Origin of the sequence: Georgenia alba (assembly GCF_042665525.1) — a bacterium.
Lineage (GTDB): Bacteria > Actinomycetota > Actinomycetes > Actinomycetales > Actinomycetaceae > Allobogoriella > Allobogoriella alba.
In genome coordinates this window covers 1,996,720-2,016,490 of the sequence record NZ_JBHTCQ010000001.1, presented here as the reverse complement: position 1 = coordinate 2,016,490, position 19,771 = coordinate 1,996,720, and the positions used below count along the sequence as shown (strand labels likewise).

Sequence of the window (19,771 nt, the reverse complement as noted above, 5' to 3'; positions counted from 1 at the left end):
GCCGGACGGGACCGGGCCTGCGCGCACGCGCGCCGTACCCTGCTCCCATGACCACCCGGCGCGAGCTGCGAGCACGACGCTCACGCCGCAGGGCCGCCCTGGCACTCGGTGGTGCCGCGCTGACCGTCGGCGCCGTCGTCGGTGGGCTCGCGCTCGGTGCTGAGCCCTTCGACCCGGACCCCACGCCCGCCCCCACCGAGCCGACCGGTCCGTCGGGCACGGCGGGCGGGGGCAGCCCGACGCCTCGTCCGACCCCGACGGTGAGCGACGCGACCTTCACGATCCTCTCCGCGGGCGACGTCCTGCCGCACGAGTCGGTCAACCGGGCGGCCGAGCTACCCGGTGGCGGGTGGGACTTCGTGCCGTTGATGTCCGGTGTCGAGGAGTGGACCGCCGGTGCCGACCTGGCGCTGTGCAGCCTCGAGGTGCCGCTCGCCCCACCGGGCGAGGAGATCAGCGCGTACCCGGTCTTCGGAGCCCCCGAGGAGCTCGTGGCCGGTCTGGGCGAGCTCGGGTGGGACGGCTGCAACCTGGCGACCAACCACTCGATGGATCGTGGGGTGGCCGGTCTCGAGCACACCCTCGACGTGCTCGACGAGGCGGGCATGGGGCACGTGGGCACGGCCCGCACGCAGCGGGAGTCCGCCCAGCCCCAGCTGTACACGCTTCAGCGCGGCGGTCGCGAGCTGACCGTGGCTCACCTCGCCGCGACGACGGTGGACAACGGCCTGCCGCCGCCCGCCGCGACACCGTGGGCGGTGACGGCAGCGGACCCCGAGGCCCTGAACCGGCAGGCGCGCGCCGCGCGGGAGGCCGGCGCCGACATCGTGGTGGCCTCCATCCACTGGGGCACCGAGTACGTGCACGAGCCGATCGAGGAGCAGCTCGAGATCGCCGACGCCCTGGCCGAGGGCGGCCAGATCGACGTGATCTTCGGCAACCACTCGCACACGCCGCAGCCGCTCGAGCGGCTCGACGGCGGGCCGGCGGGCACGGGGATGTGGGTGGCCTGGTCCATGGGCAACTTCCTCTCGAACCAGGACGACCAGTGCTGCACGATGGAGACCGGCACCGGCGTCATGGTGAACGCGACCGTCGCGGCACCGGCCGGCGCCCCTGCCCGGGTCACGGGGCTGGACTGGGCCCCGGTCACCGTGGACCGGGCGGGCGGTCAGCGCATCTGGCCGCTCGAGGACCTGCTCGGCGGGAACCGTCCGGAGGGGCTCACGCTCGACGACGCCACGCTCGCCGAGCGCCGCGCCCGGGTGACCGAGGTGATGGGCACCGGGCGGGAGCGCCAGGGGCCGCCGCGACCGACGGGACCGGAGCCGACGGTCGTGCCGCGTGAGCGGTGACCGCGTCCGGGGAGCGGGTCAGCGGCCGGTGAGCTGCCAGGCGTCCTCGCCGTCGTCGACCTCGCCGCCGTCCTCGTCGTCGTACGACTCGGCCGCGGCGGGAAGGTGCCCCTCGATCCCGTCGGCGTAGCGGTCCTCCTCCGCCTCGCCGTCGTACGGGACGTCGTCGCCGTCGGCCGGAGGCGGGTCGTCGCCGCGGATACGGGCGAGCGTCGCGGCGAGGTCGTCCGGCTGCACGAGCACGTCGCGGGCCTTCGAGCCCTCGGACGGACCCACCACCTCACGAGACTCCAGCAGGTCCATCAGCCGTCCGGCCTTGGCGAAGCCGACCCGCAGCTTGCGCTGCAGCATGGAGGTCGAGCCGAACTGGGTCGTGACGACGAGCTCGGCGGCCTGCAGCAGGAGGTCCAGGTCGTCGCCGATGTCCTCGTCGATCTGCTTCTTCTGCGTCGGCGCGATGACGTCCTCGCGGTAGACCGGCTGCAGCTGGTCCTTGACGTGGCTGACGACGGCGTGGATCTCCGACTCGGTGACCCAGGCGCCCTGGACACGCATCGGCTTGGCCGCGCCCATGGGCAGGAACAGCGCGTCACCCTGCCCGATGAGCTTCTCCGCCCCCGGCTGGTCGAGCACGACGCGGGAGTCGGCCAGCGAGGACGTCGCGAACGCCAGCCGCGAGGGCACGTTGGCCTTGATGAGCCCGGTGACGACGTCCACGGACGGCCGCTGGGTGGCGAGCACCAGGTGGATCCCGGCCGCGCGGGCCAGCTGGGTGATGCGCTGGATGGATGCCTCGACGTCGCGCGGGGCGACCATCATGAGGTCGGCCAGCTCGTCGACGATCACCAGCAGGTACGGGTAGGCCGCGATCTTCCGCTCGCTGCCGGGCGGCGGCTTGACCTTCCCGGCGCGCACGGCGGTGTTGAAGTCGTCGATGTGCTTGAAGCCGAAGGTCGACAGGTCGTCGTAGCGGGCATCCATCTCGCGCACGACCCACTCCAGCGCCTCGGCAGCCTTCTTCGGGTTCGTGATGATCGGCGTGATGAGGTGCGGGATGCCCTCGTAGATCGACAGCTCGACCCGTTTGGGGTCGACGAGCACCATGCGCACCTCTTCGGGGGTGGAGCGCATCATGACCGAGGTGATCATCGAGTTCACGAAGCTGGACTTACCGGCGCCCGTGGCGCCGGCCACCAGCAGGTGCGGCATCTTCGCGAGGTTCGCGACGACGTACCCGCCCTCGACGTCCTTCCCGACGCCCACGACGAGCGGGTGCTCGGTGCGGCGTGCCACGGAGGAGCGCAGGACGTCCCCGAGCACCACCGTCTCGCGGTCCGCGTTCGGGATCTCCACGCCGATCGCCGACTTGCCCGGGATCGGCGAGAGGATGCGCACGTCGGCGCTGGCGACGGCGTACGCGATGTTCTTGCTCAGCGCCGTGATGCGCTCGACCTTCACGCCGGCGCCCAGCTCGAGCTCGTAGCGGGTGACCGTCGGTCCGCGGGAGAAGCCGGTCACGGTGGCGTTCACGGAGAAGTCGGTGAGGACCTGCGTGAGCGCCTCGACGACGCGGTCGTTGGTCGCGGACCGGACCTTGTGCGGAGCACCCTTCACGAGGACGTCGTCCGACGGCAGGGTGTAGACGACGTCGGGGGCCAGCTCGAGCTGCTCGGCTCGGGCGGGCAGCGGCTGGGTCGGCGGGGCGGTGAGCTGCGCCTCCGACTTCTCCTGCTTCTCCTCCGCCGCCGAGTCCGCCGACGCGGCGGTGGCCGCGGTGCCCTTGCCCTTCTTGCGCCCCGGCTTCGCGCCAGGTTCGTCCGCGGGCGCCCGTTCGGCGGCGCGCGCGAACGCCTCGTCACCCGTGTACTCGCCGGGCACGACGGCCTCCGCGGACTCGTCGCGCTTCTTCCGGCGACGACGTGGCGCCGGGGGACGCTGGGTGCCGTCGGCCGCGACGAGCTCCTCGGTGGGCTCGTCCTCGCCGCCGGAGCGGCCGAGCAGCCAGTCGGCGCCGGCGCGCAGGCGCTGCGGGACGGCGGCGACCGGCGTCGCGGTCACGACGAGGACGCCGAAGAGGCCGAAGAGCACGAGGATCGGGACGGCCCCCCACGCGCTGAGCAGGATCGTCAGCGGGGTGCCGAAGAGCCAGCCGAGGAGGCCGCCCGCACGCTCGACTGCGGCGAAGTCGGCGGTCGGGTCCGGCAACGCCGAGGCGATGTGGATGAGGCCGCAGACCGCCGCGATGACCGCGGTGCCGCCGACGAAGACGCGGACGTCGGCCTGGACACGCTCGGGATGGCGCATCATCCGGACGGCCATGACGACGAGGACCACCGGGAGCAGCACGCCGAGCACGCCGACCACGCCGGCCGCGACGTGGTGGATGACGGCACCGGCCACGCCGGACAGGCCGAACCACTCGCGAAGGGCGATGACGATGGCGAGGCCGAGCAGCAGGAAGGCGACCCCGTCCCGACGCAGCGCCGGATCCATGTCCTTCGCCGCGTCCCGGGTGTTCTTGCCGACGCTGCGTGCGGTGCCGCCCACCAGGTGCGCTCCTGTCATCCAGATGCTTCTGACCACGCGCACCGGGAGCGGAGATCGCTTCGCCTGCTTCGGGCGCGCGGATGCCGCCGACCGCCCGCCGCCACGTGTCCGGAGGTTGCTGCGCTTGCTGTTCCGGGAGCCACGTGCCGTCGAGGCCGACCGTCCGGGGGAAGTCGTACGGGTAGCCATGTCACACCCAACCTAGCGGCGGACGGGCGGATCCGCGCGGACGGCGGGCCCGGCGCGCCGCCGGGAGGCGCGCGCTCAGGCGGTGAGCAGGCCCACGCCCAGGGTGGCCAGGCCCGCGACGAGGAAGCCGGCGCCCACCCACAGCAGCGCCACGAGCCCGTTCGGGCGTGTCCGGTCGCGGCCCAGCGCCGAGAGGAAGAACACGGCCGGCATGAGGATCGCGGCGATGAGCACGCCGGTGCGGGCGAGCCACTGCCACGGTCCGGTGAGCGCGGTGGACTCGGTGAGCAGGAGGCAGACCAGGCCGAAGACGATGAGGACGCCGGCGTGCGCGTGACCGGCCCGGAAGAAGGACATCTGGAAGTCCGTGGCGGGGACGGCGCCGCGCACCACACGGGTGAGGAAGTGCCCGCCGGTGGTCACGGTGATCGCGGCGAGGACGACGAGGCCCGCGGTGGTGCGGGCGGCCTCCGAGAGCTCGAGCATGGGTGGTCTCCGTCCGGCGTCGGCCGGGGCGCTCGCTCCGACCAGTTTCCTAACAGTGTTATCTAACACCGTCAGCGAACGCGCCACAAGGCCTTACGATGACCGGATGCCCCGTCCGCGCAGCTACGACGACGCCCTGCGGCAACGCCTCCTCGAGGCGGCGTCCACCGCCCTGGCCGAGGGCGGGGGCGGCGGGCTGTCCCTGCGGGCCGTGGCCACCGCCGCCGGCACCACGACCGCGGCGGTCTACACCCTGTTCGGTGGTCGCAAGGGGTTGGTCGACGCCGTCGTCGCCGAGGGCTTCCGGCGCTTCGCCGCCCACCTCGCTGCCGCGCCGCGCACCGACGAGCCGCTCGCGGACCTCCTGGCGCTCGGACTCGCGTACCGGCGGAACGCCGTCGAGAACCCGCACTTCTACCGTGTGCTGTTCCAGCCCGACCGGGCCGTCGGTGACGGCGACCGGGGTGTGCGGAACCCGACGTTCGGCGTCCTTCGCGAGGCGGTCGTGCGCGCCACCGGGGGCGGGGACGAGGAGGCGACCGCGGTGGCCGTGCGGTTGTGGGCACTCGCCCACGGCCTGGTCAGCCTCGAGCTGGCCGGGCTGCTGCCCGGGCCGGCGGAGCAGCGCGAGGAGGCGTACGTCCGGGCGCTGCGCGGGGAGCCGGAGATCCGCCCGCGCGCCGCGCAGACGCACCGCCCGCGCGCCTGACGCGGGCCCTCGGCCCGCCTCCGCTCGGCCCCGCCCGCCGGTCGACCCCGGCTCGGCAGCGCCGTCGTCAGGCCTCCACAACCGTAGGGATGATCATCGGGCTGCGACGCAGCCGCTTGGCGGCCCATCGGCCGACCACGCGGCGCATGGCCTGCTGCATCTGGTGGGTGTCCGCGTTGCCGCGCGCGACGACCTCGTTCAGCGCAGCCGTGACGTCCGGGAGGATGTCGTCGAACACCGAGTCGTCCTCGGCCATGCCACGCGCCTGGATGTGCGGGCCCGTGATGACCTTGCCGGACGAGGCGTCGACCGCCGCGAAGATGGCGATGAAGCCCTCCTCACCGAGGATGCGCCGGTCCTTCAGCTCGGCGTCGGTGATCTCGCCGACGGACGAGCCGTCCACGTAGACGTAGCCGCACGGCACGGCGCCGGCGATACGCGCCCGCCCGTCGACCAGGTCGACCACCACACCGTCCTCGGCCAGCACGACCCGCTCGGCGGGCACCCCGGTCTGGACGGCGAGCGCGCCGTTCGCCACCAGGTGCCGGATCTCGCCGTGCACCGGCATGACGTTGCGGGGCCGGAGGATGTTGTAGACGTACAGCAGCTCACCGGCCGACGCGTGTCCCGAGACGTGGACGCGGGCGTTGCCCTGGTGGACGACCTTGGCGCCGAGGCGCATGAGGCCGTTGATCACGCGGAAGACCGAGTTCTCGTTGCCCGGGATCAGCGAGCTCGCGAAGATCACGGTGTCGCCGGGGCCGACGGAGACCCGGTGGTCCCGGTTGGCGATGCGGCTCAGGGCCGCCATGGGCTCGCCCTGCGAGCCGGTCGCCATGAGGACCGTCCGCGACGGCGGGAACTCGTCGATCGACTTGACGTCGATCAGCGTGCCCGGGGGCACCTTGAGGTAGCCGAGGTCGGCCGCGATGCCCATGTTGCGGATCATCGACCGGCCCACGAGAGCGACCTTGCGCTCGTGCAGCGCCGCGGCGTCGAGCACCTGTTGGACACGGTGGACGTGCGAGGCGAAGGACGCCACGACGATCTGACCGTCGGCCTGGGCGAAGACGTTGTCGAGCACCGGACCGATGTCCCGCTCGTGCGCGGTGAAGCCCGGCACCTCGGCGTTGGTCGAGTCGACGAGAGCCAGGTCGACGCCCTCCTCGCCCAGCTTTCCGAAGGCCCGCAGGTCGGTGATGCGGTGGTCCAGCGGAAGCTGGTCCATCTTGAAGTCACCCGTGTGCAGGATGTTGCCGGCACCGGTGCGGATCATCACGGCCAGGGCGTCCGGGATCGAGTGGTTGACCGCGACGAACTCGAGCCCGAACGGGCCGTATTGCTCGGTCTGCCCCTCGCGGACGGCGACGGAGGTCGGTGTGATGCGGTGCTCCTTGAGCTTCGCCTCGATGAACGCAAGGGTGAGCTGGGAGCCGAGGAGCGGGATGTCGGGGCGCCGGCGGAGCAGGTAGGGGACGCCGCCGATGTGGTCCTCGTGGCCGTGGGTGAGCACCAGGGCGACGACGTCGTCGAGGCGGTCCTCGATGTAGTCGAAGTCCGGCAGGATCAGGTCGACGCCGGGCTGGTGGTCCTCCGGGAAGAGCACGCCGCAGTCGACGATGAGGAGCTTGCCCGCGTGCTCGAAGACGGTCATGTTCCGGCCGACCTCGCCGAGACCGCCGAGCGGGACGACGCGCAGCCCTCCCTGCGGGACGGGACCGGGCACGGACAGATCGGGATGCGGGTGACTCACGCCCCCATCCTGCCAGGCCCCGACGCCGGTGAAGTCCTCAGGCGGGCAGCGGCGCGCGCTCGAGGTAGCCGTGCTCGCGCAGGGCGGCCGCCAGCTCGGCGACGTCCGCCTCCGGGGCCGTGACGAGCGGGAGGCGGACGGCCGGCGTCGGGATGACGCCCTGGAGGTGGAGCGCGTGCTTGGCCATCACGGCCCCTTGGCCGGTGCCCATGAGCGCGGCCACCACCGGGCGCAGCCGGGCGGCGACGTCACGGGCGCCGGGCAGGTCACCGTCGTCGACCGCCCGGACCATCTCGACGTAGTCGGCCGCCGTGACGTGCCCGACCACCGAGACCACGCCGGAAGCCCCGTGGGCGAGCCAGTCGAAGTTGAGCGCGTCGTCGCCCGAGTAGTACTCGAGACCGGTGCGGGCGATCCGCTCGAAGCCGGTGGGCACGTCGCCGGTGGCGTCCTTGACGGCGAGGATCCGTGGGTGCTGCGCCAGCCGGTCGAGGGTCTCGTCACCGAAGGCGACCCCGGTGCGGCCGGGGATGTCGTACAGCATGACAGGCAGGTCGACGGCGTCGGTGACAGCTCGGACGTGCTGGTAGACGCCCTCCTGCGAGGGCCGGTTGTAGTACGGGGAGACGACGAGTAGGCCCTGGGCACCGCACCGCTGGGCACCCTGCGCGATGCGAACCGCGTGGGCGGTGTCGTTGGAGCCCGCGCCGCCGATGATCATCGCCTTGTCGCCCACCGCGTCGACGACGGCGCGCATCAGCTCGTCCTTCTCGGGCTGGTGCGTGGTGGAGGACTCCCCGGTGGTGCCATGGATGACCAGCGCGTCGCAGCCGTCCTCGACCAGCTTGACGGCGACCGCGACGCCGGCGTCGACGTCGACTGTCCTGTCCTCGCGGAACGGGGTCACCATGGCGACGGCGACCGAGCCGAAGGTGCGCGACGGGAGGCGCGGGCTGGTACTCATGCCCAGACGGTAGCCCCGGACAGGCCTCCGGTGCACTGCATCCGCGTTCCGCGGGCCCGTGTCGCGGTCGCGTGCGCCGTTAGCCTGGGGCGGTGAGCTCCGCGTACCCGGGCACCGGGCATGCCCATGACCGGCCAGACGTCTCGGTGCGACCGGCGCTCCCGGAGGACGCGGCCACGCTCGGGGACGTCCACGCCCGCACCCTGCGCGCCACGCTCGCCGCCGGGGTGGGCCACGACCTCGGGGACGCGGTCGCGCGGGCGATCGACGCGGTGGCCCTCGCCGAGCAGTGGAGTGCGGCGATCACCGCACCGCCGTCCCCTCGTCATCGGGTGCTGACGGCGTTGGACGGGGCCCGGGTGGTCGGCTTCGCCGCGTTCGCCCCGGCCGAGGTGCCCGTGGACGTCCGTGGGGACGGCGGCGAGGGACCCGGCGGCGGCGCGGATGCGTCACGAGAGCCGGAACCGGGCGACGTCGCCGAGATCCTCGCCCTCGAGGTCCCGGCGGCGGAGGGGCGCCGGGGCCACGGGTCACGCCTGCTCGCAGCCTGCGCCGACCTGCTGCGCCAGCAGGGCACCGGACGCGTGCAGGCCTGGGTCGTCCAGGCGGACGAGGCACGGACCCGCTTCCTCGCCCAGGCCGGGTTCGCCCCGGCCGGGCTGCGCCGCACGCTCGATGTGGCGGGCGAGGAGGTCGCCGAGGTCTGCTGGTACGCCGACCTGTAGCCATCCGGCAGCCGGCCGCCGTGCGAGCGGCCCGCCGAACCCGCCGGCCGAGCTCTCAGCGCCGATCGCCGTCCTCGCCCGCGTGCGGTTCGGCCGCGGTGGGCTCACCGGTCACCGGATCGCCGCCCGTCAACGGGTCCGCACCCGGTTCCGTCCGCCCTGGTTCCGCCGTCGGCGGGCCCACGAGCGAGCCGCGCTGGGGTGAGGGCTGCGACATCGGGACGGTGCCGGTCTTCGTGAGCAGGGCCGCCTGCTCCGGGGTGCCGCCGGCCTCCTCCACGCGCCGTTGCGCCTCCTCGGGCGGCAGGACCTTCTTCCAGCGTCTTGTGCGGACCGGCGGACGCTCGCCGGCGTCCTCCTTCAGCGCCCGCAGCAGGCTGAACATCATGAAGTACCCGAGGACGAAGAACGGCAGGCCGACGACGATGATGACCTCCTGGAGCGCCGTGAGCCCGCCCTCGCCGGTCGCCCCGAGGAGGGTCGCCGCCACCACGCCGACGCCGAGGCCCCAGAACACGCGTTGCCGCGTCGGCGCCTGCTCCTCGTGGCCGTTGCTGATCATGTCCATCACCAGGGCGCTGGAGTCCACCGAGGTGGTGAAGAAGATGACGACGAGCAGGATCGCGACGACGGACACGATGCTGCTGAGGGGGAAGCTCTCGAGGAAGACGAAGAGCGCTCCGGGTACGTCCTCCTGCTCGACGACGGGATCGACCAGCGTCCCCGGGGCGTTCCGCTCGATGTCGAACGACGCCCAGCCGAAGACCCCGAACCAGATCACGGAGAAGCTCACCGGGATGGCCAGCACGCCGATGACGAACTGCCGGATCGAGCGACCGCGGGAGATCCGGGCGATGAAGATGCCGACGAACGGCGACCAGGAGATCGTCCACGCCCAGTAGAAGACGGTCCAGGTGCTCTGCCAGCCGCTGTCGTTGATCGTGTCGTTCCAGAACGCCAGCTCGGGCAGGGCCGACACGTAGTGCCCGACGGACTCGATGGTGCCCTTGAGGAGCAGCAGCGTGGGGCCGGTGACCAGGATGAAGACGAGCAGGCCGACGGCGACCAGGATGTTGAGGTTCGAGAGCCGCTTGATGCCACGGTCGAGGCCGACGATGACGGAGACCAGGGCGACGCACGTGACGACCGCGATGAGCAGCACCTGAACGCCGCGCGAGGCCTCGATCCCCCACAGCCGCGTGAGGCCTCCGTTGATCTGGAGCGTGCCGAGCCCGACGGACACGGCGACGCCGAACATCGTCCCGACGACGGCGACGGTGTCGATGGTCGCCCCCAGCCGCCCGTGGATGCGGTCACCGAGGATGGGGTGGAAGACGGAGCTGACCCTCGGCGGCAGGTTGCGCTTGTACATGAAGTACGCGAACGCCAGGGCGGGCAGGCTGAAGATGGTCCAGGTGTGCAGGCCGAAGTGGTAGAAGGTGAACGCCATCGCCTCCTGGAAGGCCGCGGCACTGCGGGGCTCGACGTCCTGCATCGGCGGGTTCGCGAAGTGGTTGACCGGCTCTGCGACACCCCAGAACATGAGGATCGTCCCGATGCCGGCGGCGAAGAGCATCCCGAACCACGAGGCGCCCGAGTGCTCGGGCGCCTCGTCCTCCGGGCCGAGCCGGACCCTGCCGAACCGGCTGGTGGCCAGGGCGACTAGGAAGATGAGGAAGATCGTCACGCCGGCGATGTAGAACCAGCCCAGGTTGGCCAGCACCCAGCCCGACGCCACCTTGAAGGCGGCGTCCACCGCCTCGGTGAACGTGATGGTCAGGACGACGAAGAGGACGATGACCGCGGCGGCCCCGAAGAAGATCGTCGGGCTGGTGCGCAGACCGAGCCGGTCGTGCACGCGGTTGAGCAGGCTCACGCGTTTCCCCCATGGACGGCGGTGGGACGCGGGCGAGCCTAACCAGCCGACCTGACCGGGTGCATCCGGAGCCGGGTGACGGCGGTTACAGGTCGAGCAGGTGCTCGAGCCCGATCGTCAGCCCCGGGCGGCCGAGCACCTGCCGGACCGCGAGCAGCACGCCCGGCATGAAGCTGTCTCGCTGGAAGGAGTCGGTCCGGATGGTCAGCTGCTCGCCGGGGTTGCCGAGGAGGATCTCCTCGTGCGCGACGAGTCCTCGCAGCCGCACCGCGTGCACGTGGACGCCGTCGACGACGGCGCCCCGTGCACCGTCGACCTGGGTCTCGGTCGCGTCAGGCACCGGCCCGAGGCCCGCCTCCTGGCGTGCGGCGGCGATATGGCGCGCCGTGGCCAGGGCGGTGCCGGACGGGGCGTCGACCTTGTCGGGGTGGTGCATCTCGATCACCTCGGCGGAGGTGAAGTAGCGCGCGGCCTGCGCGGCGAAGTGCATCGCGAGCACTGCGGAGAGGGCGAAGTTGGGCGCGACGACGACGCCGAGCGGCTCGCTGCGGTGGGCGTTGACCTGCTCGAGGTGCTCCCGGACGCGACCGAGCGACTCCTCGGTCCAGCCCGTGGTCCCGACGACGGCGTGCAGTCCGGCGTCGAGCAGGGCATGGACGTTCGCCTCGGTCACCGCCGGCACCGTGAAGTCGACGCCGACCCGCGCACCGGTGCTGGCGAGCGCCTCGACGTCGTCCTCCTCGCCGACCCGCGCGACGAGCTCGAGGTCCTCGGCCGCATCGACCGCCTCGCACACCGTCCGCCCCATGCGCCCGAAGGCACCGATCACCGCAACGCCGATCGCACTCACGACGGGCACTGTACCGACGGACCGGTGCGTCCCGCGGCGGACGACGGAGGGAGGGCTGTCGGCACCGGTAGCTGCCGGGCGCGTGGGATCCGCGACCCCGGTGCCTGGTGCGGGCGAGATCGGCCCCTCCCGTGCCTGGTGCGGGCGAGATCTGCCGGTCCGGTGCCTGGTGCGGGCGGGGGTGTGCTCGCTGGCACCTCGCTGGATCTGGGTCAGGAGGGTTGGTCGTCGTCACCGGCCGTGGGGCTCGGGCGTGGCCCAGGATCTCCGCTCCCCCGTTTTGCTCTGCGGTTCGGACTCGATGGTGGGGCGCTGCCGCGGCTGATGCTGCCGCCGGAGCGCCTCCGCGGTGCACCGGTCGGCGGCTCGGGGCGCCGCGTGTAGGTGTGATTGGTCGGCGCGATCCAGACCCGGCCTCCACCGTCCTGGCGGCGCACGGCCCAGGTGCCGTTGGTCTTGAGGTTGTGGTGGCGCCGGCACAGCGGATGCAGGTTCGACTCGGTGGTCTGCTGGGCCCGGTCCGCCAGGGCCGGGTCGTAGGCGTCGAGATGGTCCAGGTCGCAGTAGACCGCGGGTTGGCGGCAACCCGGAAAGGTGCACCGGACGTCCCGGGCACGTACGGCACGCGACAGGACCGCTCCGGGCCGGTAGGCCTTGGTGCCCAGCGCGACGAACTCCCCGCGGGCGTCGGTGAACAGGCCCCTCCAGGTCGCGTCCTGGGCGATCCGGCGCGCGAGCTCGGCCGGGATCGGCCCGTATCCGGCCATCTCGGCGGGCTCGTCGTCGAGGCCGAGCAGGGTTCCCGCCGCGACCGTCACGTGCACCTGGGCCCGGGCCCGCCGACGCGTCGAGCCCGCACCGTGCGCGCCGCCGCCCGCGGCGTGCGTGTCGCCGCCCGCGGCGCCCCCGGTCGAGCCGGGCACCTCGGCGCCGTCGCGCGGTCGGTGAGTGCCGGTCGTCCGGGCCGGAGCGGCCGCGGCGGCTGCGGTGGTCCGGCTGCCGTCCAAGGTGGTGGCGAACAGATCCACGAACGCGTCCGCGCGTCGCTGGTCGATGGTGCGCCGGTCAGTCGGGGTCCGCGTCCCGTCGACCAGCACGTCCAGGCACGAGGCCACCGTGCGGGCGTCGTCCGCCCGCAGATACGCCGTGACCCTGGCCATCGCGTCAGCCAACGGTTCGAAGCGCACGTGCCGCTCGCCGTACTCAGCCTCCCGTCGCAGCGCACCGGCCTCGGGATCCACCTGCAACGCGTGCCGCCGCACGTCCGCCTTGAGCTGCGGCGCGGTCCGCTCCACCTCACCGACACCGACAGCACCGGCCGCCGGGCCGGCCTCGCCCGCATCCGCACCGGCAGCGGGATCGTCGTCCGCGCCAGCCGTGTCCGGTTGACCATCCGTGACCGCATCCCCAGCGTCGGCTGCAGCAGCGTCGCCGTCGTCTCCGCCAGGAACACCGGTGCTCGTGGGGATGGCGAGCAGCTCTCGGGTCAGGTCCCGGTGCTGGGCCTCGCTCACCCCGGGCTGACGCTGGCTCAGCACGGTGGCCTTGCGCACGTCGATCCTGCCCACCGCCAACGCGTCGGCGACCTCCGGGTAGGACTCGCACGCCGCGGCGAGCCCGACCTTGGCCTCCGCGGCCCGCCCGGTGATCGCCAGCCGGGCCCTCAGCTCGTCGACCACATCGTCGAACGCCCAGCTGGACGAGCCCCGCCGCGCCAGCAACTCCGAGATCGCGCGGCCCTGGCCGGCCTGCGCGGCCGAGGCCACCCGCTCGAACCCCGCCACCACCTCGATCAAAGCCTGGTCCGAGACCTCCGACAGCTCCACCGCGAACAGCTGGTTCGCCAGCTCGGGTCCGCCCGGCAGGCTCTCCAGGTGCCGTGCGGTGGCGTCCACCAGTCCGAAGCTCCCGGCCTGCTCACCGGCAGGTCGGGCACGGCGCGCGTGCCCGCCATCGGAACCCCGACCCTCGGTGTCGAACATGCGTACGACTCTAGACCGAGGGCCTGACACGGACGGGCGAGCGCCTCTGGCCTGTGGACACCGTGGCACCTGGGTGCTCACCGAGCACGCGACGCTCAGGCACATGGCCTCCCAGCAGAGGCAGGTCGGTGCCGCCCCGCCAGTAGGCTCCGAACCATGGAGGAGGAGACCGTCGAAACCCCGCACGGACCGGCCCGGGTGCACCTGACCACCGTGGACGAGCCGATCGGTGCTCTTGTGCTCGGCCACGGCGCCGGTGGCGGGGTCACGGCGCCCGACCTCCAGGCCGCCGCCAAGGTCGCGACCGGTCTGGGGCTGGTGGTCGCCCTGGTGGAGCAGCCCTACCGCGTGGCGGGTCGCCGCTCCCCCGCCCCCGCCAAGCAGCTCGACGCCGCCTGGCACGCCGTCGTCGAGCAGCTTCGGGCGGGACCGATGAAGGGCCTCGACATCGTCACCGGCGGGCGTTCGTCCGGCGCTCGCGTCGCCTGCCGCACGGCGATCGGTGTCGGCGCCGTCGCCGTGCTCTGCCTGGCGTTCCCGCTGCGTCCCCCGGGCCGGACGAAGGACGGACAACCGAAGCCGTCCAGGCTGGAGGAGCTCGACGGCGCCGGGGTGCCTACTCTCGTGGTCCAGGGCGAGAGGGACACCTTCGGGATGCCGCCCGAGGCACCGGGACGCCAGGTGGTCGTGGTGGACGGGGACCACTCGCTGAAGAAGGACATGGCGCGCATCCGCGCGACCATCGAGGCGTGGTTGCCCACGGTGGTCGGCCGGGCCGGCTGACACCCCGAAAGGATCAGCCGGACGGCAAGAGGTGCGACGAGGTTCCCCGACCCGACCGACGCCGCCGCGTCTCAGCCCAGCAGCCGAGCGGCGACGTCCTCCTCGTACGGCCCCACGATGACGAGCGAGCGCGGCGTGGCGGCCAGCTCTGCCGCGAGCTCGCGCACCTGGTCCGCGGTGACGGCGGAGATGCGTGCGATCAGCTCGTCGAGCCCGACGAGCTCGCCGTGCACGATCTCGGCGCGGCCGAGCCGGGACATGCGCGACCCGTTGTCCTCGAGCCCGAGGACGATGTTGCCCCGGAGCTGACCGATCCCCCGGCGCAGCTCCTCCTCGGAGATCCCCTCCTCGGCGAGGCGTTGCCACTCGGTGCCGAGCAAGGTGGTGACCTCCTCGACCTTGTCCGGCGCGCAGCCGGCGTACAGGCCGAAGGTGCCGGCCTCGGCGTAGGAGGACGCGAACGCATAGGTGGCGTACGCCAGGCCGCGCTTCTCGCGAACCTCCTGGAACAGCCGGGAGCTCATCCCGCCGCCGAGCACGGTCGTCAGCACGGAGAGCACGTAGCGCCGCTCGTCGCCGGCCGCCAGACCCGGCCCGCCCAGCAGCACGTTGGCCTGCTCGATGGGCCGGTGCACGGTGACCGCGGAACCGGTCGTCGGCAACAGCACCGACTCCGGCCCCGGCAGCACCACGGCACCGGACCCGGGCACGTCCACGCCGCGGGCGTGCGCGTCGGCGGCGCCGAGGCGGCGCGGCACCGGCGCGGCCTGCGGGTCGAGCTCCCACCCGCCCTGCCGGACGGCGTCGAGGACCTGGGCGCAGAGCCTCTCGTGGTCGACGCTGCCCGCTGCCGTGACGACCAGCTCGGAGGGGACGTAGGTCCGCCGGTAGTGCTCGAGGACGGCGTCCCGCGGCACGGCGCGGATGGTCTCCGGGGTTCCGCCGATCGGGCGACCGAGCGGATGGTCCCCGAGCACGGCGAGCGCGAACCGCTCGTGGGCGACGTCCGTCGGGTCGTCGTCGTTCATGGCGAGCTCCTCGAGGATCACGCCGCGCTCGGTCTCGAGCTCGGCGGGGTCCAGGAGTGCCGAGGTGACCATGTCCAGGATGACCTCGGTGGCCATCGGCAGGTCGTCGTCGAGCACGCGTGCGTAGTAGGCCGTGTGCTCCTTGCCGGTGGCCGCGTTGGCCTCCCCGCCGACGGCGTCGAACGCCTCGGCGATGTCCAGCGCGGACCGGTTCGGCGTGCCCTTGAAGAGCAGGTGCTCGAGGAAGTGGGTGGAGCCGTGGTGGCCGTCGGTCTCGTCACGCGAGCCGACCGCCACCCACGCCCCGACGGCGGTCGAGCGCTGACCGGGCATGGCCTCGGTCAGCACCCGGATGCCGCCGGGCAGGACGGAGCGTCGTACGACGCTGCCGTCCTGCTCGGCGCGCAGCTCCGTGCCCGGCGTGCCGGCCGGGCCCAGGGTCAGCGGATGCGGCATCCCTCAGGCGTCGCCGCCACCGGAGGTCTCACCGACCGCGGCGTCGTCGTCCGAGCCACCCCGCCGGGTGCGGGTGCGCTGGCGACGCCGGCCACCCTCGCGGCGCGGCTGGTCCTCACGGGCACCGGCCTCGCCGTCGCCGGAGTCGGCGCCGGAGTCGGCCGCCGCGCCCTCGTCCTCGTCGTCGACCACGGCGTGCAGCGACAGCTTGCCGCGCTGGTCGATCTCGGCGAGCTCGACCTGCACCTTGTCACCGACCCCCAGGACGTCCTCGACGGCCTCGACCCGCTTGCCGCCCACGAGCCGACGGATCTGCGAGATGTGCAGCAGCCCGTCCTTGCCCGGGGTCAGCGAGACGAAGGCGCCGAAGGAGGTGGTCTTCACGACCGTGCCGACGAACCGCTCGCCCACCTCGGGCATCTGCGGGTTCGCGATGGCGTTGATCGCCTGACGGGCCGCCTCGGCGGACGGGCCGTCCGTGGCGCCGATGAAGACCGTGCCGTCGTCCTCGATGGAGATGTCGGCGCCGGTGTCCTCCTGGATCTGGTTGATCATCTTGCCCTTGGGGCCGATGACCTCGCCGATCTTGTCGACGGGCACCTGGACGGTGATGACCCGCGGGGCGGTCGGGGCCATCTCGTCCGGGGCGTCGATCGCCTCGTTCATCACGTCGAGGATGTACAGGCGCGCGTCACGGGCCTGGGTCAGCGCGGCGGCCAGCACCGAGGCGGGGATGCCGTCGAGCTTGGTGTCGAGCTGGATGGCGGTGACGAACTCACGCGTGCCGGCGACCTTGAAGTCCATGTCGCCGAAGGCGTCCTCGGCACCGAGGATGTCGGTGAGCGCCGCGTAGCGGGTCTCGCCCTCCACCTCGTCGCTCATGAGACCCATCGCGATGCCCGCGACCGGGGCGCGCAGGGGCACACCGGCGTTGAGCAGCGACAGGGTGGACGCGCAGACCGAGCCCATCGAGGTGGACCCGTTGGACCCGAGGGCCTCGGAGACCTGCCGGATCGCGTACGGGAACTCCTCGCGCGTGGGGAGGACCGGCACGAGCGCCCGCTCGGCGAGCGCGCCGTGGCCGATCTCGCGGCGCTTCGGCGAGCCGACACGGCCGGTCTCACCGGTCGAGTACGGCGGGAAGTTGTAGTTGTGCATGTAGCGCTTGCGGGTCACCGGGCTGAGGGTGTCCAGCTGCTGCTCCATGCGCAGCATGTTCAGCGTGGTCACGCCCAGGATCTGGGTCTCGCCGCGCTCGAACAGCGCGGAGCCGTGCACTCGCGGGAGCACCTCGACCTCGGCCGAGAGGGTCCGGATGTCCTTCAGGCCGCGGCCGTCCATGCGGACGCCGTCCTTGAGGACGCGCTGGCGCACGGCGGCCTTCGTCACGGACCGGTAGGCCGCGGAGAGCTCCTTGTCCCGCTCGGGGAAACGCTCGGCGAGCGCCTCGAGCATGGCGTGGCGGATCTCCTCGAGCTTGGTCTCGCGCTCCTGCTTGTCTGCGATGGCGATCGCCGTCGAGAGGTCCGTCTGCACGTGCTCCTGCACGGCCGCGTACACGTCCTCCTCGTAGTCGAGGAAGCGCGGGAACTCGGCGGTCGGCTTGGCGGTGGCGGCGGCCAGCTCGGACTGCGCCTCGCACAGGATGCGCAGGTGGGGCTTGGCGGCCTCCAGGCCCTCGGCGACGACCTCCTCGGTGGGCGCCGTCGCGCCGTGGTTCTTGATGAGGTCCCAGGCGTTGTCGGTGGCCTCGGCCTCGACCATCATGATCGCGACGTCGTCACCGACGACGCGGCCCGCGACGACCATCGAGAAGACGGCCTTCTCCAGCTCGCTGTACCGCGGGAAGGCGACCCAGTGCCCGTCGATCAGCGCCACGCGGGTGCCGCCGATCGGGCCGGAGAACGGCAGGCCGGAGATCTGGGTGGACATGGACGCGGCGTTGATCGCCAGCACGTCGTAGCTGTCGTCCGGGTGGATCGACAGGATCGTCTCGACCAGCTGGACCTCGTTGCGCAGGCCCTTGACGAAGGACGGGCGCAGCGGGCGGTCGATGAGCCGGCAGGCGAGGATCGCCTCGGTGGACGGCCGGCCCTCGCGACGGAAGAACGAGCCGGGGATCTTGCCGGCGGCGTACTGCCGCTCCTCGACGTCGACGGTCAGCGGGAAGAAGTCGAAGCCCTCCCGGGGGTGCTTGCCCACCGAGGTGGCGGACAGCACCATCGTCTCCTCGTCGAGGTAGGCGACGGCGGACCCGGCGGCCTGGCGGGCCAGCCGGCCGGTCTCGAAGCGGACGGTACGGGTGCCGAAGCGGCCGTTGTCGATGACGGCCTCGGCGGACGTGATCTCGGGACCCTCCACGGGTGCCCTCCTTCGTGTCGGTCCGCCCGACGGCCGACGGCCTTCGATCGAGGCCCACGGACACCCAGGGTGTTCCGGAGGCCACTACCGAGGACCGGACGCACCGGGGCGGAGTTGGCATGGTGTTCGGTTATGGGTTCGTGCCGGGCCGGGTGGCGTACCACCCGCGCCCGTCACGCACGACCGGCCCGGACTTCAGGTCCGGGCCGGTCGGTGGTTCAGCGGCGCAGGCCGAGCCGCGAGATGAGGCTGCGGTAGCGCTCGATGTCCTCGTCGGCGAGGTGCGCGAGCAGACGCTTGCGCTGGCCGATGAGCAGCATCAGACCACGGCGGGAGTGGTGGTCCTGCTTGTGGGTCTTGAAGTGCTCGGTGAGGTCCTTGATCCGCTGCGTGAGCAGCGCCACCTGGACCTCCGGCGAACCGGTGTCACCCTCGTGGGTGGCGTACTCAGCGATGATGGACTGCTTGACGTCGGCAGCGAGGGCCATACGGGTTCTCCTGAGGTCGTTGCACGGAGCGCCGGGGCATGTTCTCCCGGGCATGACTCATCCGTGGCCGGCTTGAACGGCAGCGCTCAGACTATCAGTCACGGAGCCGCAGCAGCGAGACGCGTCGGCAAGGCGGGGAGCGGCGTTCGCCACACCCGCACCCGCCTCAGGACGCCGCGCCAGGGTGCGCGGGGACGGTGGGGCGCGCCGGTGCCGGGACCTCGAGGATGCCGGCGACCTTGGCGACGTCGTCGGCCATCTGGTCCAGCAGGGCGGGCACGCCGTCGAACGCGACCTGTGGTCGCAGCCGCTCCACGAGCTCGACGACGACCTCCTCGTCGTAGAGGTCGAGGTCGGTCCGCCCGAGCACATGCGCCTCCACGGTGCGCTCCACGCCGTGAAAAGTGGGGTTGGTGCCCACGGAGATGGCCGCAGGCAGGCGCTTGGAGACGCTGGCGTCGTGCGGCTGCCGCTCGAGGTCCGGCCGGATGAGCCACCCGGCGTACACGCCGTCCGCCGGCACGACGCCGAGGTCGTCGGCACGCAGGTTCGCCGTCGGGTATCCGAGCTCGCGTCCGCGCCGGGCACCGTGCACGACGACGCCGCGGACCCGGTGGGCCCGGCCCAGCACGTGCGCCGCCCCGGCCACGTCACCGGCGGCGAGGAGCTCGCGGACCCAGGTCGAGGACCAGCGACGCCCGGTGTCCGAGGTGATGTCGCGGACGATCTCGACGGAGAAGCCCAGCTGCCGGCCGAGCTCGACCATGGTGGCCCGGTCCCCGGTGTTGTCCCGCCCGAACCGCACGTCCTCTCCCACGACGACGGTCCGGGCCTGCAGCAGCTCGACGAGGTACTCGCGGACGAACTCCTCGGGCTTGGCCCGGGCGAAGGTGAGGGTGTACGGGACCACCAGCACGGCGTCGAGCCCGGTGGCCTCCAGCCGCTCCAGCCGGTCGGTCAGGGAAGCGATCAGGGCGAGGTCCTGCTCCGGCCGGTGCACCGTCGCCGGGTGGGGGTCGAACGTCACGGCCACGGAGCTCAGCCCCGCGTTCTCGGCCTCGGCCACGGTCGCTGCGAGGACCACCTGGTGACCGCGGTGCACGCCGTCGAAGATGCCGAGCGTCGCGACCGACGGACCGGGGTTCTCCGGGACATCGCCGGCGCCGTTCCACACCTGCACCCGATGGCTCCCTTCTGACGTCTCGGCGGTCCGCGCGAC

Annotated in this window: 15 protein-coding genes; 4 read left to right on the top strand and 11 right to left on the bottom strand. The window is 72.7% G+C overall.

What is annotated here, in order from left to right:
- The first annotated feature begins 47 nt into the window (after window positions 1-47).
- A complete protein-coding gene (locus ACFQQL_RS09325; RefSeq protein ID WP_382393512.1) occupies window positions 48-1,355 on the top strand; it encodes a CapA family protein in 1,308 nt (435 codons plus the stop codon).
- An 18-nt stretch (window positions 1,356-1,373) separates the two neighbouring features.
- Here the strand turns inward: ACFQQL_RS09325 and ACFQQL_RS09320 are convergent, their stop codons facing one another.
- Window positions 1,374-3,920: a DNA translocase FtsK gene (locus tag ACFQQL_RS09320; RefSeq protein WP_382393510.1), complete on the bottom strand. Its 2,547-nt coding sequence runs from the start codon at window positions 3,918-3,920 to the stop codon at window positions 1,374-1,376.
- 246 nt (window positions 3,921-4,166) lie between these two features.
- A complete protein-coding gene (locus tag ACFQQL_RS09315; RefSeq protein WP_382393508.1) occupies window positions 4,167-4,577 on the bottom strand; it encodes a hypothetical protein in 411 nt (136 codons plus the stop codon).
- Window positions 4,578-4,683: 106 nt separating this feature from the next.
- On the opposite strand from ACFQQL_RS09315, the gene ACFQQL_RS09310 reads away from it, so the two are divergent.
- Complete coding sequence (locus tag ACFQQL_RS09310; RefSeq protein ID WP_382393506.1) at window positions 4,684-5,286, top strand: TetR/AcrR family transcriptional regulator; 603 nt, start codon at window positions 4,684-4,686, stop codon at window positions 5,284-5,286.
- 67 nt (window positions 5,287-5,353) lie between these two features.
- On the opposite strand, the gene ACFQQL_RS09305 is transcribed toward ACFQQL_RS09310, so the two are convergent.
- A complete protein-coding gene (locus tag ACFQQL_RS09305) occupies window positions 5,354-7,039 on the bottom strand; it encodes a ribonuclease J (protein ID WP_382393504.1) in 1,686 nt (561 codons plus the stop codon).
- A gap of 37 nt (window positions 7,040-7,076) precedes the next feature.
- Window positions 7,077-8,003, bottom strand: coding sequence for a 4-hydroxy-tetrahydrodipicolinate synthase (gene dapA, locus ACFQQL_RS09300; RefSeq protein WP_382393502.1), 927 nt, complete (start codon window positions 8,001-8,003; stop codon window positions 7,077-7,079).
- A gap of 92 nt (window positions 8,004-8,095) precedes the next feature.
- Between dapA and ACFQQL_RS09295 the strand changes: the two genes are divergently transcribed.
- Complete coding sequence (locus ACFQQL_RS09295) at window positions 8,096-8,728, top strand: GNAT family N-acetyltransferase (RefSeq protein ID WP_382393500.1); 633 nt, start codon at window positions 8,096-8,098, stop codon at window positions 8,726-8,728.
- Between the two features lie 55 nt (window positions 8,729-8,783).
- On the opposite strand, the gene ACFQQL_RS09290 is transcribed toward ACFQQL_RS09295, so the two are convergent.
- The 3 genes from ACFQQL_RS09290 to ACFQQL_RS09280 all read right to left on the bottom strand — a co-directional run bounded on the left by ACFQQL_RS09290 (window position 8,784) and on the right by ACFQQL_RS09280 (window position 13,436).
- Window positions 8,784-10,598, bottom strand: a complete 1,815-nt coding sequence (locus ACFQQL_RS09290; RefSeq protein WP_382393828.1) for a BCCT family transporter — start codon at window positions 10,596-10,598, stop codon at window positions 8,784-8,786.
- A 91-nt stretch (window positions 10,599-10,689) separates the two neighbouring features.
- Window positions 10,690-11,454, bottom strand: coding sequence for a 4-hydroxy-tetrahydrodipicolinate reductase (dapB, locus tag ACFQQL_RS09285; RefSeq protein WP_382393498.1), 765 nt, complete (start codon window positions 11,452-11,454; stop codon window positions 10,690-10,692).
- 212 nt (window positions 11,455-11,666) lie between these two features.
- Complete coding sequence (locus ACFQQL_RS09280) at window positions 11,667-13,436, bottom strand: HNH endonuclease signature motif containing protein (protein WP_382393496.1); 1,770 nt, start codon at window positions 13,434-13,436, stop codon at window positions 11,667-11,669.
- 156 nt (window positions 13,437-13,592) lie between these two features.
- On the opposite strand from ACFQQL_RS09280, the gene ACFQQL_RS09275 reads away from it, so the two are divergent.
- Complete coding sequence (locus tag ACFQQL_RS09275) at window positions 13,593-14,219, top strand: alpha/beta hydrolase family protein (protein WP_382393494.1); 627 nt, start codon at window positions 13,593-13,595, stop codon at window positions 14,217-14,219.
- A 71-nt stretch (window positions 14,220-14,290) separates the two neighbouring features.
- Here the strand turns inward: ACFQQL_RS09275 and ACFQQL_RS09270 are convergent, their stop codons facing one another.
- The 4 genes from ACFQQL_RS09270 to ACFQQL_RS09255 all read right to left on the bottom strand — a co-directional run bounded on the left by ACFQQL_RS09270 (window position 14,291) and on the right by ACFQQL_RS09255 (window position 19,732).
- Window positions 14,291-15,703 carry a M16 family metallopeptidase gene (locus ACFQQL_RS09270; protein WP_382393492.1) on the bottom strand — a complete coding sequence of 471 codons (1,413 nt, stop codon included), beginning with the start codon at window positions 15,701-15,703 and terminating at the stop codon, window positions 14,291-14,293.
- Between the two features lie 3 nt (window positions 15,704-15,706).
- A complete protein-coding gene (locus ACFQQL_RS09265; protein WP_382393490.1) occupies window positions 15,707-18,064 on the bottom strand; it encodes a polyribonucleotide nucleotidyltransferase in 2,358 nt (785 codons plus the stop codon).
- 218 nt (window positions 18,065-18,282) lie between these two features.
- Window positions 18,283-18,552 carry a 30S ribosomal protein S15 gene (rpsO, locus tag ACFQQL_RS09260; protein ID WP_382393488.1) on the bottom strand — a complete coding sequence of 90 codons (270 nt, stop codon included), beginning with the start codon at window positions 18,550-18,552 and terminating at the stop codon, window positions 18,283-18,285.
- A 166-nt stretch (window positions 18,553-18,718) separates the two neighbouring features.
- A complete protein-coding gene (locus tag ACFQQL_RS09255; RefSeq protein ID WP_382393486.1) occupies window positions 18,719-19,732 on the bottom strand; it encodes a bifunctional riboflavin kinase/FAD synthetase in 1,014 nt (337 codons plus the stop codon).
- Window positions 19,733-19,771 lie beyond the last annotated feature (39 nt).